Origin of the sequence: Nocardioides sp. NPDC006273 (assembly GCF_040613495.1) — a bacterium.
Lineage (GTDB): Bacteria > Actinomycetota > Actinomycetes > Propionibacteriales > Nocardioidaceae > Nocardioides.
This window is the reverse complement of the sequence record NZ_JBEXSD010000028.1, coordinates 31,175-44,345: the sequence shown is the minus strand read 5'-3', so window position 1 is coordinate 44,345 and position 13,171 is coordinate 31,175. Positions and strand designations below refer to the sequence as shown.

Genomic DNA, 13,171 nt, shown 5'->3' with positions numbered 1-13,171 from the left:
GTTCTAACGATGGTTGCGTTCCCCCAGGAAGGCGAACAGTTCGGTCGCTACGTGATCGAACGGGTCCTGGGTCAAGGTGGCATGGGTGTCGTCTACCAGGCGAAGGACCCGGCGCTGCGTCGGAAGGTGGCGCTCAAGCTGGTGCTGCCCTCGCTCACCGTCGACAAGGACTTCATCACCCGTTTCGAGCGGGAAGCCAACATCCTGGCCAAGCTGCGCTCGCGCAACATCGTGCAGATCATCGAGTACGGCGAGGTCGAGGGCACCGTCTACCTCGTCACCGAGTACGTCCCCGACGGCGACCTGCACGGCTGGCTGAAGTCCAAGGGGCCGCTGGAGACCGTCCATGCACTGCGCCTGGTCGGCGACGTCAGCGACGCGCTCTTCGACGCCCACCGTGTCGGCGTCGTCCACCGCGACGTGAAGCCGTCCAACGTGCTCCTGTGGGAGCGCCAGGAGGGCGAGCTCGTCCCCTACCTGACCGACTTCGGCATCGCGACCGAGGGCGACTCCAACGTGACCCGGGCCGGTTCCGTGGTGGGCTCGCTGCCCTACATGTCCCCCGAGCGTCACATGGGTGAGCAGGCGACCGCGTCCGGCGACATCTACGCCGCCGGCTGTCTGCTGTGGGCCTGCTTGACCGGCAAGGCCCCCTACACCGGCAGCGACTTCGAGCTGATGAGCGCCCACATCAACAACCCGGTGCCGCGGCTGCCCGCCTCGACACCGGGCGCCGACCTGCTCAACCCGATCATCCAGCGGGCGCTGGCGAAGAAGCCAGAGAACCGCTACCGCACCGCCGCCGAGCTCGCCAAGGCGCTCGACAAGGCCGCCGACCGGCTCGAGGAGTCCGGTCTCGGTGGTGGTGTCGTCGGCGGTGTCGCCGCAGCGGCCGCGGCCGACCTCGGCTCCCGTCCCGGGGTCACCTGGGACACCACCGCGGACGGCACGTCCGGGGCCGGCAACAAGGCTCCCGAGGCCGAGGCGCAGCCGACGATCGTCAAGCGTCCGGGCGAGGGCACCCCGACCCCCGCCCCGATCGCCAACGAGACCGACTCCACGGTCGTGCACAGCGGCAAGAGTCTGCCCACGACCGCTGCCGCGGCGAACGCCGGCACCGCCGCCGGAGGCGGCCAGCCCGAGTGGCTGCCGTCGCACCACTCCAGCGCCGGCCAGGGCGGCGGCGACGGCGACAAGAAGAAGCGCTACGCCATCATCGGCGGCGGCGTCGCCGCGGTCCTGCTCCTCGGGGCCGGCATCTTCACCCAGGGCTTCGGCATCTTCGGACTCCACGGCGACGACGCCAAGGCCGCCGAGGCGATCGCCAGCGGCGTACCCAAGCCGGGGTGGGCGACCGAGGACCAGATGACCTGCGCGTCGGAGTCCCTGGTCGAGAAGGTTCCCGCCGCCGAGCTGCGCTCCCACGGCGTCGTGGACGCGGGCGACGACTGGACCTACACCGGCGAATGGCCCGCGGACGACGCGATGAACTTCGCCCGGGGCCTGCTCGACTGCACCGAGTCCTGGTCGACCGAGATCGGCGACAACTGGAAGGTCGGCGACACCCGCTGCATGGAGAAGGAGGTCGACAAGACCTCCATGGCCGGCCTGATCGCGGTCGCCGACCTCCTCAAGGACGGCGACCCCGGCGCCGCCGGCCCAGCCAAGGACAAGGCCGTCGAGGCCCTCGACGCGTGCTACGTCAAGGCCGACGCGCTCGGCGCCAAGGTGACTCCCAAGCCCGCCTACATGCAGGTCGACTTCGACGTACAGGAGCCCACCGCCCCCGGCGGCGAATCGGTGATCGAGATCGCCAAGAAGGGCAGCAGCAGCTACGAGGAGCTCAAGGGCTCCACCTACGAGCTCGCGGTCACCGAGGGCGGTGTCGAGGGCTGCATCGCGGTCAAGACCAACGTCGCCTTCGCCTGGGGCACCGAGAAGGCCACCGACGCCGACGTCTGCGGCAAGGCCGAGCCGAAGAAGCTCGAGTGGGTCAAGCAGGACAAGTGCACCGACCCGACCTATACGAAGCAGAAGGTCGAGTGCAACACCTGGCGGCTCACCTTCGAGGGTTTCCAGCCCGGCAAGCAGTTCAACGTGAAGCTCACCCGCAACGGCGGCAAGTGCTCGGACGCGAAGAACGCCAAGTGCGTCTGGCCGGGCACCGCTGACGGTCAGGGCAAGGGCGCCGTCGTCGACTGGTCGGGTCCCAAGGTCTGGAACGACAAGTTCGTCGCCAGCGCTCCCGGCGCGAGCGCCCAGATCGACAACTAGTTCGACAATTGAACGGCGCCTACTAGGCTGCTCGTGATGAGCGAGCAGCCGACACCCCAGCAGATCCGCCGGGCGCTGGCCCGGGCCGAACGCGGCGCAGCCTTGGACGTGGCGGAGGCTTCGGCTCTCCTGGCGGCCCGGGGCGACGACCTCGACCGGCTGACGGCCGCCGCGGCCAAGGTACGCGACGCCGGACTGGTCGCCGCGGGGCGACCGGAGACGGTGACGTACTCCCCGAAGGTCTTCATCCCGGTCACCAAGCTGTGTCGGGACCGGTGCCACTACTGCACGTTCGTGGAGACACCGGGACAGGCCGAGCGAGAGGGTCGCGAGCCCTACCTGAGCCCCGACGAGATCCTGGAGATCGCCGCCGAGGGCGCGAAGCTGGGTTGCCTGGAGGCGCTGTTCACTCTCGGCGACCGGCCGGAGGACCGGTGGCCGGAGGCGCAGGAGTGGCTGGAGAGCCGCGGCTACCAGTCGACCCTCGACTACGTGCGAGCGATGGCTGTCCGCGTGCTCGAGGAGACCGGGCTGCTCCCCCACCTCAACCCCGGCGTGATGTCGTGGGAGGAGATGAACCGGCTCAAGCCGGTCTCCCCCTCGATGGGGATGATGCTCGAGACCACCAGCCGCAGGCTGTTCGAGACGAAGGGCGAGGCCCACTTCGGCTCACCCGACAAGGACCCGGCGGTGCGGTTGCGGGTGCTCGAGGACGCCGGTCGCCTCTCGATCCCCTTCACCTCCGGCCTCCTGGTCGGCATCGGCGAGACGCTCACCGAGCGCGCGGAGACGATCTTTGCGCTGCGTAAGGTCCACAAGGCGTACGGCGGGCTGCAGGAGATCATCGTCCAGAACTTCCGGGCGAAGCCCTCGACGGCGATGCGTCACGTCGACGACCTGGGGCTCGACGAGTATCTGGCCGCGATCGCCGTCTCCCGGATCGTCCTCGGGCCGAAGGCACGGGTCCAGGCGCCACCCAACCTCGTCGACCTCGACGAGTGCCGGGCGCTGCTCGGCGCGGGGATCGACGACTGGGGCGGGGTCTCACCGCTCACCCCCGACCACGTCAACCCCGAGCGCCCCTGGCCGTCCCTCGACGCGCTGCGCCAGGTCACCGCCGAGGCCGGCTTCACGCTGCGGCCGCGGCTCACCGTCCACCCGGAGTACGTCACCGGCACCCTGCGTGACGGTCAGTCCTGGATCGACCCGCGCGTCCTGTCCCACGTCGAGGCGCTCGCCGACGAGGACGGGCTGGCCACCGACGGCGTCCGGCCCGAGGGCCGCCCGTGGCAGGAGCCGGACGGCGGCTTCACGGCCTCCGGACGCGTCGATCTGCACGCCTCCGTCGACACCACCGGACGCACCAACGACCGCCGCGACGACTTCGAGACGGTCTACGGCGACTGGGACGAGGTCCGGGAGGCGGCGTCCTCGACCGGAGCTCCCGCCGTCCTCCACGCGGAGGGGCATACGGCGCTCGCCGCAGCCGAGAAGGATCCCGGCAACCTCTCCGACGAGCACGCGCTGACTCTGATGACCGCAGAGGGCGACCTGCTTCGACAGGTCACCAAGCTCGCCGACGACCTGCGCAGAGAGGTCAACGGCGACACCGTGACTTACGTCGTCAACCGCAACATCAACTTCACCAACGTCTGCTACGTCGGCTGCCGGTTCTGCGCCTTCGCGCAGCGGAGGACGGACGCGGATGCGTACTCCCTCGATCTGGACCAGGTCGCCGACCGCGCAGAGGAGGCGTGGAACCTGGGTGCCACCGAGGTGTGCATGCAGGGTGGCATCGATCCCGAGCTCCCCAGCACCGCCTACTTCGACCTCGTCCAGGCGGTGAGGCAGCGGGTTCCGGAGATGCACGTGCACGCGTTCAGCCCGATGGAGATCGTCAACGGCACCTCCCGCACCGGCCTGTCCATCGAGGACTTCCTGATCAAGGTCCGCGAGTCCGGGCTCGGCAGCATCCCCGGCACGGCAGCGGAAATCCTCGACGACGAGGTCCGCTGGGTGCTGACCAAGGGCAAGCTGCCCGCGAAGACGTGGATCGAGATCATCTCCACCGCCCACCGCGTCGGCATCCCGACGACGTCGACGATGATGTACGGCCACGTGGACAACCCACGCCACTGGGTCGGTCACCTCCGCGTCCTCGCCGGTATCCAGGACAAGGCCCGTGAGCACGGAAACGCGGAGCTCACCGAGTTCGTGCCGCTCCCGTTCGTGCACACCAGTGCGCCGATCTACCTCGCCGGGGCAGCCCGCCCCGGCCCCACCATGCGCGACAACCTCGCCGTCCACGCGCTCGCCCGGATCATGCTCCACGGCCGCATCGACAACATCCAGACGAGCTGGGTCAAGCTCGGCGTCGACGGCACCAGGGCGATGCTCCAGGCCGGAGCCAACGACCTCGGCGGCACCCTGATGGAGGAGACCATCTCGCGGATGGCCGGCTCCGAGCACGGCTCGGCGAAGACCGTCGCCGAGCTCGAGGAGATCGGCGCAGGCATCGGCCGGGACGTACGCGAACGGACGACGCTGTACGAAGGTCGATGACACGCCGTCCCGTGGCGAAGCCCCGGAGGTTGGAAGTAGTCCGCGCCGTCGAGACCCCTGGAGGGAGTGGCAGGGGGTATCCGAAAAGGACGACCCTCTACGATCCTCGCTGAACCTTCACGAGGAAGAGTGAGATGTCCGACCCCACCGGCAACCCCGCTCCGCAACGCCCGAAGCCGACCGAGCTCGCCAACGCGGCGGCCGAGGACGCCCGTCGGCGGCGGCTCGGGCTGCCACCGATGCCGCGGCGGCGGCGCGACCGGGGCCGGGCCGTACGTCTGGCGTTGCGCTGGTTCGCGGTTGTTGGCGCGTTCGTGGCGGTGGCCTTCCTCGGCACGACGGCGTGGGCCTATCTCACCGGCGTCATCGGCCCGCCGCGCGGCGACGACAAGGAAGTGGCGCGCGTGCTCAGCCTCGCCGGCGACACTCCCGCCTGGGCCGACCCCGAGCAGATCCGCTGCGCCGCGCAGGCCGTCGTCGAGGACGAGCGCAGCACCGGGCTGGCCAGGGCCGGGGTGGTCGCCAAGACCGGCAGCGGCTTCAGCTACACCGGCGACTGGCCCTCGGCGCTCGGCTCGCAGTGGTACGCCGAGCTCCTCCGCTGCGCCGACGGCGGTGCGAACAGCTGGAGCAGGCAGGTCGCCAAGGCCTGGACGCTCGACGACCCGCGCTGCCTGCGCGAGGTCGGCCGCCCCGCGATCGCCGGAGTCCTGGCGGTCACCAACCTGCGGCTCGCCGACGAGGAGCTAGCCGCCAAGAACGTCGCCGCGACCACCGCACTGGACACCTGCTACGCCCGCACGCCCGAGGCGCCGAGCGGCGCCGCGGCCGCGGGCTACCGTGAGGTCACCCTGAAGGTCACCGCACCGACCGTCGCCGCCGGTATCGCCTCCCTCGACGACGGCACCGCGCAGCCGACCTCCGGCGAGGACCCGGAGCTCACCTACATCATCCCGGTCGCCAAGGGCGGCGCCGAGGCCTGCGTGCAGGCGACCACCAAGGTGACGTACGCCTGGGGCACGGTCCGCACCGGGGAGCCCGCCGAGCTCTGCGGCAAGGCGGCCGCGGCCCGGATGGAGTGGCGCAAGATCGAGCGCTCGTGCCCGAAGGGCAAGCCGAAGTGCACCTACATGGCGGCGTACGTCGAGGGCCTTTCCGACAACCAGAAGCTGAAGGTGACCTACCGTCCGACGGGCGACTTCAAGTGCGCCGGCAAGAAGCCGACCTGCTCGCTCGAGATCAAGGCCGACGGCAACGGCAAGGCCCGTACGCCCGGCCAACTGGTCACCGGCAAGAAGGGGAAGCTCGTGGCGAGCGCGGGCAGTCTGAAGGCGACGCTTTCCGGCTCGTAGGCTGGTGGTCGTGCCTTCCGACCTGACCTTCGGCGCGACCCGCGGTCCCAGCCCCGACCCGGCTCTGCGCCCGCCGGCCCTGCCCCGCAAGCGCCGCCGTACGCTCGTCGACCTCCCCGGCGGGACGTACGCGGCCGGGGACTCCTTCGGCGAGGGCTACCAGGCCGACGGCGAAGGCCCCGTGCACCCGGTCGACCTGCCCGGCTTCCGGCTCGACGCGACCGCGGTGACCAACGAGGAGTTCGCCCGGTTCGTCAAGGCGACCGGCCACGTCACCACCGCCGAGCGGGAGGGCTTCTCGGCCGTCTTCCACCTCGCCTTCAACGGTGACCCGCGCGACGTGCTGGGCCGCTCCCCGGAAGCGCCCTGGTGGCTCGGCGTCCGCGCCGCCTCCTGGCGGGCCCCTGAGGGCCCGGGCTCCAACGTCGGCCGCCGGGGCAACCACCCCGTCGTGCACGTCTCCCACGACGACGCGCTGGCCTACTGCGAGTGGGCCGGGACCCGGCTGCCGACCGAGGCCGAGTGGGAGTACGCCGCCCGTGGCGGTCTCGTCGGATCGAGGTTCCCGTGGGGTGACGAGCTGGAGCAGGACGGCACCCACCATGCCAACGTCTGGCAGGGAGCCTTCCCGGACACCAACACCGCCGACGACGGGTTCGTCACGACTGCTCCGGTGCGGACGTACGATCCCAACGGCTTCGGGCTGTTCCAGATGATCGGCAACGTCTGGGAGTGGTGCGCCGACTGGTTCTCACCGACCTACTACGCCGACCTCGTCGACTCCGGCGCCACCGCCGACCCGCGCGGCCCGGCCGAAGGCCTGACCCGGGTGATGCGTGGCGGTTCCTACCTCTGTCACGACTCCTACTGTCACCGTTACCGGCTCTCCGCGCGCTCCAGCAGTCCGCCCGACTCGACCGCGGGCAACCTGGGCTTCCGGTGCGCCGCTGATCAGCCGGCCGGGTAGAACTCCTTCGGGCAGGTGTCGCCGGCGCACTTCGCGTATTTCTTGTCGAGGGCGCGCAGCTCGGCCAGGTCGTCGGCATACTCGGGGCGCAGCGCGAGCGAGCGGACCTGGTAGGGGTCCTCAGCCATGTTGTAGAGCTCTTCGCTGCCGTCGGGGTAGCGGGCGTAGGTCCAGTCACCGAAGCGGATCCCGGAGTAGAGCTGCTTGTTACCGTCGCTGACGCGCCAGGCAGAGAGCGGGATCACCCGGTCCTGTGCCGGGGCGTTGAGCCAGGGCATGATGTTGACCCCGTCCTGGGCACGTCCGGGCTCGGCGCCGGCGATGGCCATGATCGTGGTGGCGAGGTCAGGGTTGCCGACACCGGTCGACAGGGACCGCCCGGCCGGGATCCCCGGCCCACGCAGGACCACCGGGATCCGCAGCGTCTCCTGGTAGTGCCTCAGCTTGCCCTCGATGTTGTGGCCACCGGTGGTGTAGCCGTTGTCCGAGGAGAAGATGACGATGGTGTTGTCCATCTGCCCGCTCGCCTGCAGGCGGTGTACGTGGCTGGCCACCGCTCGGTCCACGGCCTGGACGGACTCGACGCGCTGCTGGTGGGCGATCCGCAGCTCGGCGCGCTTCTGGGCGTCGAAGCTCCTGCGGGAGGGCGAGTTCGGTGGCACGTCGGTGGGCGTACGGAACATGTTGGGGGTGTCGGGCAGCTCGAGGCCGTCGAAGGAGCGCTTGTCCTCGGCGGCCGGCACGGGGGTGCCGGTGTTCTCCGGGTCGTCGGCCTCCCTCGGTCCGCCGTGGTGCGGCGCGACGTAGTTGACCCACATGTACCACGGCTTGTCGGCGCGCTCGGGTGCCGAGATCATCTCGTTGGCCTGGTCGCGCATGACGTAGGTCGTGTAGCGGTGATAGGCCTTGAGCTTGCCGTTGTGGTTGATCCGCGGATGCAGGAAGTTGTAGGTCGACATGTCGGTCGTCGCACGCCAGTCGGTCCACCCGGGCGGCACGTCCTTGGCCGTCCCCCGCAGGCCGTAGCCGTTGAGGTACTTCCCGGTGAACAGGGTGTCGTACCCCGCCTCCTGCATCGCCTCGGGCAGCGTGCCGGTGTGTTCCATCGACGCGTAGCCGCCGCGCTCGCCGTTGACGGTCACGGTCTCGTGGTTGTGCGAATACTGTCCGGTCAGCAGCGACGCCCGGGCCGGCACACAGATCGGCGTGGGCGCGATCGCCGCGGTCAACGTCGTGCCCTGGTCGGCCAGGAGGCTGCGTACGTGGGGCATGTACTCCAGATCCTCATAGGCCAGGTCGTCCGCGGTGATCATGAGGACGTTGGGCTTGGTCGAGGAAGGCGCCCACTCCGGCGTCGCGGTGGGCGTCGGGGGCACCACGCCCTCGGCAGGAGCGTTGACGACACGCGCGAAAGCGCCCCCGGCCAAAGACCCCAAAGACCCCAACGGGCCGCTCGATTCAGGCATCACGCCGAGCGCGATCGAAGAGCCGGCGAGTACGGCAACAGCCGCCACAGCCAGTCGGGCGCGAGGCGCCATTTGGTTCTGCTCCCTCGGTCGATCCCCGCGTCGTGTGTTTCCGTCCGGTTCCACTCCATACCGGACCGGGTTAACGTTACCGAAAGGGACATCGATGACCCCAATGCCGGCCGATGAGGAGACTCAAGTGAGCGAATCGCGCGAGAACTACGGCGACTACAGCGTCGACGACGAGGACCAGATCACCGGCGAGGACGCGCTCTCCGGAGACGTTCTCGAAGGTGAGGTGCGCGATGAGCTCGACCACGGCATCGTCACCGCCGACCGCTACTCCACCGACTACGGCAACACGCCGTGGGAGGAGGAGCATCGGGAGTGCATCGACCAGCGGCGCCACCAGGAGGTGCCGGAGACCGATCCCTACGCGGTCGAGTACGACGACGCCGAGGAGAGCGACGACCCCGACGGCCGTGAGGTCGGCAACAAGCGAGCCGGTCGACTGGTCGACCCCGACCGCGGGACCGGTGAGGACGCCGAGTCCGAGGTCTACGGGGTCGACGCCGGTATCGACGGGGCCGGCGCCACCGCGGAGGAAGCCGCCATGCACATCATCGACGACAGCGAGGACGACAGCGAGGACGACAGCGAGGACGACAGCGACGACGACAGCTGAGCGCTACGCGGTGAGGTCCTCGACCTCCAGCACGATCTCGACCTCGAATCCCTCCGAGCTCTCCAGGTAGAGCGCGGTGTGCTCGTCGCCGCCGGCATGCGGGTAGCGGTCGGCGTACAGCTCGTGCCAGCCGTGCTCGGTCGACGCCGCGCGGATCCGGTCGAGCTGGTCGCGGCTCTCGATCATGAACGCGATGTGGTTGACGCCAGGACGGAGCCGGTCCTGGGCGCCGTGCTGGTCCGTGGAGTGCTCCATGAAGACATACGTCCCGTCCGGCGCCTCCCAGAAGTGGCCCTTCTCCCCGGCCTCCCAGCCGAGCTCGCCGAAGAGCCAGCCCCACTCGCCCGAGGCAGTCTCGAAGTCGTCGACCCAGAGGTCCCAGTGATGGATCGCCCGCATCTTCGTCTCCTCGGTTCGAGCGATCATCCGACGATCGCGACGTTCTTGACCTCGATGTCGTGTGCTTCTTCACCGTAGTTGTGCACGGCGGTCGCCATCGTCTCCAACACGGCGGCGGCGCGGCCGGACGCGTCGATCACCCTTCGTGCGGCTCGGTCCGCGGCATGCTTCGACCCGGTCTCGGCAGACCAGCCGGAGGTGATCTGATCGACCTCGTCCATCAGGTCGGTGAAGAACGTTCGCAGGTCCTTGGCCGCCTGCTTCAGGGTCGTCTCGAGGTCCTCGATGCTGGGTTCCTTGACGATCAGGCTGTTCTCACTCATCAGAGGGTCCCCAGTCGCTGTTCGAGGTTCGCGGCCTGACCGTGGGCCTCCTGGACGATGTCGTTCTGGGTCGTGGCGTGCTGGACGTCGACGTCACGGAGCGCGGCGGCGTACTCCTGCATCAGGATCGCCAGCCCACCGACCTTCTCGTACCAGGTCTGCAACGACTCCACGAGTCCGCCGGCGGCGCTGCCCATCATCCCCGGGACCGCGCCCTCGATGTTGCCGGAGAGATTGGTCAGCAGCTTCTCGAGATCGGCGATGCTGTCCTCGACATGCTTGGCCGCCGCGGTCTGCTGGCCCACTGTCAGTTGAATGTTCACAGGTTCCCCCGGTTCTTTCGATGTGCCGGCGAGCGTGAGGCTACATTGTCCTCCGGCGTACGCAGTTCGGTACAGACTCGAAAGGCTCTGGTGGATGCCCTCCTACGACTTCGAGGTGGATCTGGAGTCCTTGGCCAAGGCCGCTCAGGGTCTGGCCGAGACGGCGCAGCTGTTCAAGGACAAGGACGTCGAGGACCTGGTGCCCTCTGAGGACGCCTGCGGCTCCGACGAGGTCTGGGGCGCGGTCGAGGAGTTCAAGGACCGCTGGGAGCGCGGCATGAACAACCTCTGTGAGGACGTCGGTGAGATGTCCGGTCGGATCGGGAAGATCGCGATGAACTACATCGAGCTCAACGAGACGGGCACCGCCGAGATGGCCAAGGCCAAGTCCGCCGCCACCGACCTCACCATCACCGGCGACGGGAAGTAGCCGGTGCCCGACTTCACCATCAAGGGCAACCCCGGCCAGATCCGCTCCCGAGGTCAGACCTGCGCCGACAAGGGCCGGTTCTTCGACCAGACCGGCGACGCCCTGACCAAGATAGACACCGAGGGCTGGATCGGCCGCGCCGCCGACAACTTCCGCGACGCCCACGACCGCGAGCCCAACCGCTGGTACGAGGCGGGCACCGGCTTCCGCGCTGCCGGCAACGCCCTGGTCGAGTACGCCTCCGCCTTGGAGACCGCTCAGCAGAACGCGGCGACCGCCAAGTCGGAGTATGAACGTGGCGAGGGTGTCACCACCCAGGCCAAGGCCGACTACGCCGCGGCGTCAAGGGCGGCGCCGACGCCCTGGACGCTCTCGGGGACATGTCCTCCGGTCTCAAGGGCCTCGACAACTTCGACGGCCTCGGTGACGTCGGCAAACTCGACAACGCCATCGATGACCTCGGCGACCTCGGCGAGCTGCACACCGGCGGACACGTCGGTCCCCGCGACCCGTTCCGGCGAGAGATGTGGGCAGACGACGCATACGACGAGATCCGCGGTTCCACCGACGACGCGGCGAAGATCGCCGCGGACGAGAACAACTTGCGGATGCCGGATGGCAGTCAATTGTCCGCTGATGACGTTCTCTCGGTCAAAGATCACGTCTTCCATCAGGAACATCGCATCACCTACGGAGACGGTGAGACGGTGGTCAAAAGGTTCGACTCCAGTCCGGAGCAGGCCGAAGCCTGGTTCCGCCTACAGAACGGCCAGGCAACCGACACCGATCGCCTCTGGCTGCTTCATGAGAAGACCGAACTGGAGTACTTGAAAGCGAATCCCGGCGCCTCCTACAACGAGGCACACCGTGCCGCGAACGAAGTGGCAAACTGGGAGCGAGAGGTAGGGCTGAAGTAATGGGCATGCTCATCGAGGGCAAGAAGATCTTCGAGGACGATCAGTCGATCACGTACGCATTCGAGTGGCCCGGTGCCGAGCGATCTGGCGAGGTCGAGATCATCAAGGCCGAGGTCCCGGCGCGGCTTTCTGCTGTTGACTCCGACCTCGATCCAGCTGCGGCGAAGATCCTCGTGAAGGCATACAAGGAAGCAAGAGCCACAGGGATGTGGCCAGACAAAGTGATCTACGCTGCTTGAGGCGCAACCCCCAGATCGAGGACGTCGTGGTCTCTGAACGCTACACATGCCGATGACACCCAGTGAACGGATTCACAAGGTGTCATCGTCTGGTACAGCCGCAGAAACCGGTCGCGGGAGCGGCAGGGGCGTGTGAGGATCGGGGTTGTGAGTGATCTGAAGACGTTCATCGCAGGACTGCCCAAGGCCGAGCTGCACGTCCACCACGTCGGGTCGGCGTCGCCGCGGATCGTGGCTGAGCTGGCCGCGCGGCACCCGGGGACCGTGCCGGCCGATGTCGAGCTGCTGCGGGAGTACTTCACCTTCAGCGACTTCGCGCACTTCGTCGAGGTCTACCTCTCGGTCGTCGACCTGGTGCGTACACCGGAGGACATCCGCTATCTGACCTACGAGATCGCGCGGGACCTGGCGCAGACCCAGCAGGTCCGTTACGCCGAGCTGACCTGCACCCCCTACACCTCCGTCCGCCCCGACCTGGCCGTTCGCGAGGCAGGCGACGGACACACCGGGATGGCGATCGAGGCCTACACCGAGGCGCTCGAGGACGCCCGGGTCAGCGCCGAGCGCGACTTCGGGATCACGCTGCGCTGGATCTATGACATCCCGGGCGAGGCGGGGATGCCGGCGGCGGATGCGACCCTGGCGTACGCCGTCGACCACGGCCCCGAGGCGCTCATCGGCTTCGGTCTCGGCGGGCCCGAGATCGGGGTTCCGCGGCCGCAGTTCGAGAGGCACTTCGACGCCGCCCGTGCTGCCGGGCTCCGCTCACTGCCGCACGCCGGCGAGTCCACCGGGCCGCAGACGATCTGGGACGCCCTGACCGTGCTGAAGGCGGAGCGGATCGGCCACGGCACGTCGGCGGCCCAGGACCCGGCCCTGCTCGCCCACCTCGCCGAGCACCGGATCCCGCTCGAGGTCTGCCCCTCGTCCAACGTCGCCACCGGTGCCGTCGCGACGCTCGAGGAGCACCCGCTGAAGACGTTCGTCGATGCCGGAGTGCTGGTCACGATCAACTCCGACGACCCGCCGATGTTCGCGACCACGCTCAACCAGGAGTACGAGATCGCGACCGACCTCCTCAGTCTCGACGCCGCCGGCGTCGCCGACCTCGCCCGGGCCGCGGTCGACGTCTCGTACGCTCCGGAGGAGCTCAAGGCCAGGCTGCGCGCCGAGATCGACACGTACGCCACGTCTTAAGCGCTTGACGCGGCTCGACCCCGCCCGTTTGCTGGTC

The 13,171-nt window shown here is 68.9% G+C and carries 13 protein-coding genes and 1 pseudogene; 10 read left to right on the top strand and 4 right to left on the bottom strand.

Annotated features, from left to right (window positions below):
• Positions 1–9: 9 nt before the first annotated feature.
• The 4 genes from ABZZ22_RS14045 to ABZZ22_RS14030 all read left to right on the top strand — a co-directional run bounded on the left by ABZZ22_RS14045 (position 10) and on the right by ABZZ22_RS14030 (position 7,155).
• Entirely contained in the window at positions 10–2,274 is a 2,265-nt protein-coding gene (locus ABZZ22_RS14045) for a serine/threonine-protein kinase (protein ID WP_354932274.1), read from the top strand.
• Between the two features lie 36 nt (positions 2,275–2,310).
• Positions 2,311–4,836 carry a bifunctional FO biosynthesis protein CofGH gene (locus tag ABZZ22_RS14040; protein WP_354932272.1) on the top strand — a complete coding sequence of 842 codons (2,526 nt, stop codon included), beginning with the start codon at positions 2,311–2,313 and terminating at the stop codon, positions 4,834–4,836.
• A gap of 134 nt (positions 4,837–4,970) precedes the next feature.
• Positions 4,971–6,188 carry a hypothetical protein gene (locus tag ABZZ22_RS14035; protein ID WP_354932270.1) on the top strand — a complete coding sequence of 406 codons (1,218 nt, stop codon included), beginning with the start codon at positions 4,971–4,973 and terminating at the stop codon, positions 6,186–6,188.
• Between the two features lie 10 nt (positions 6,189–6,198).
• Positions 6,199–7,155: a formylglycine-generating enzyme family protein gene (locus tag ABZZ22_RS14030; protein ID WP_354932268.1), complete on the top strand. Its 957-nt coding sequence runs from the start codon at positions 6,199–6,201 to the stop codon at positions 7,153–7,155.
• On the opposite strand, the gene ABZZ22_RS14025 is transcribed toward ABZZ22_RS14030, so the two are convergent.
• Positions 7,140–8,531 (bottom strand): sulfatase, encoded by a 1,392-nt coding sequence (locus ABZZ22_RS14025; RefSeq protein ID WP_354932266.1) that lies wholly within the window; start codon positions 8,529–8,531, stop codon positions 7,140–7,142. The genes ABZZ22_RS14030 and ABZZ22_RS14025 overlap by 16 nt on opposite strands.
• A 289-nt stretch (positions 8,532–8,820) precedes the next feature.
• Here ABZZ22_RS14025 and ABZZ22_RS14020 point away from each other — a divergent pair, with 289 nt between their 5' ends.
• On the top strand, positions 8,821–9,306 hold the full coding sequence (locus ABZZ22_RS14020) for a DUF5709 domain-containing protein (protein WP_354932264.1): 486 nt from the start codon (positions 8,821–8,823) through the stop codon (positions 9,304–9,306).
• A 3-nt stretch (positions 9,307–9,309) separates the two neighbouring features.
• Here ABZZ22_RS14020 and ABZZ22_RS14015 read toward each other — a convergent pair whose 3' ends face one another.
• Genes ABZZ22_RS14015 through ABZZ22_RS14005 form a run of 3 tightly spaced genes read right to left on the bottom strand, consistent with a single transcriptional unit; the run spans position 9,310 to position 10,351 of the window.
• Positions 9,310–9,705 (bottom strand): VOC family protein, encoded by a 396-nt coding sequence (locus ABZZ22_RS14015; protein WP_292652479.1) that lies wholly within the window; start codon positions 9,703–9,705, stop codon positions 9,310–9,312.
• Between the two features lie 23 nt (positions 9,706–9,728).
• A complete protein-coding gene (locus ABZZ22_RS14010; protein ID WP_354932261.1) occupies positions 9,729–10,028 on the bottom strand; it encodes a hypothetical protein in 300 nt (99 codons plus the stop codon).
• Positions 10,028–10,351: a hypothetical protein gene (locus ABZZ22_RS14005; RefSeq protein WP_354932259.1), complete on the bottom strand. Its 324-nt coding sequence runs from the start codon at positions 10,349–10,351 to the stop codon at positions 10,028–10,030. The genes ABZZ22_RS14010 and ABZZ22_RS14005 overlap by 1 nt, the downstream gene beginning before the upstream one ends.
• Positions 10,352–10,445: 94 nt before the next feature.
• Here ABZZ22_RS14005 and ABZZ22_RS14000 point away from each other — a divergent pair, with 94 nt between their 5' ends.
• The 5 genes and pseudogenes from ABZZ22_RS14000 to ABZZ22_RS13980 all read left to right on the top strand — a co-directional run bounded on the left by ABZZ22_RS14000 (position 10,446) and on the right by ABZZ22_RS13980 (position 13,134).
• Entirely contained in the window at positions 10,446–10,781 is a 336-nt protein-coding gene (locus ABZZ22_RS14000) for a hypothetical protein (RefSeq protein WP_354932257.1), read from the top strand.
• Positions 10,782–10,784: 3 nt separating this feature from the next.
• Positions 10,785–11,120 (top strand): annotated as a pseudogene (locus tag ABZZ22_RS13995) (putative T7SS-secreted protein); the annotation flags it as partial.
• Between the two features lie 41 nt (positions 11,121–11,161).
• On the top strand, positions 11,162–11,698 hold the full coding sequence (locus tag ABZZ22_RS13990; protein WP_354932311.1) for a hypothetical protein: 537 nt from the start codon (positions 11,162–11,164) through the stop codon (positions 11,696–11,698).
• Complete coding sequence (locus tag ABZZ22_RS13985) at positions 11,698–11,937, top strand: hypothetical protein (protein ID WP_354932255.1); 240 nt, start codon at positions 11,698–11,700, stop codon at positions 11,935–11,937. Before ABZZ22_RS13990 ends, ABZZ22_RS13985 begins: the two co-directional genes overlap by 1 nt.
• A gap of 147 nt (positions 11,938–12,084) precedes the next feature.
• On the top strand, positions 12,085–13,134 hold the full coding sequence (locus ABZZ22_RS13980) for an adenosine deaminase (RefSeq protein WP_354932253.1): 1,050 nt from the start codon (positions 12,085–12,087) through the stop codon (positions 13,132–13,134).
• Positions 13,135–13,171 lie beyond the last annotated feature (37 nt).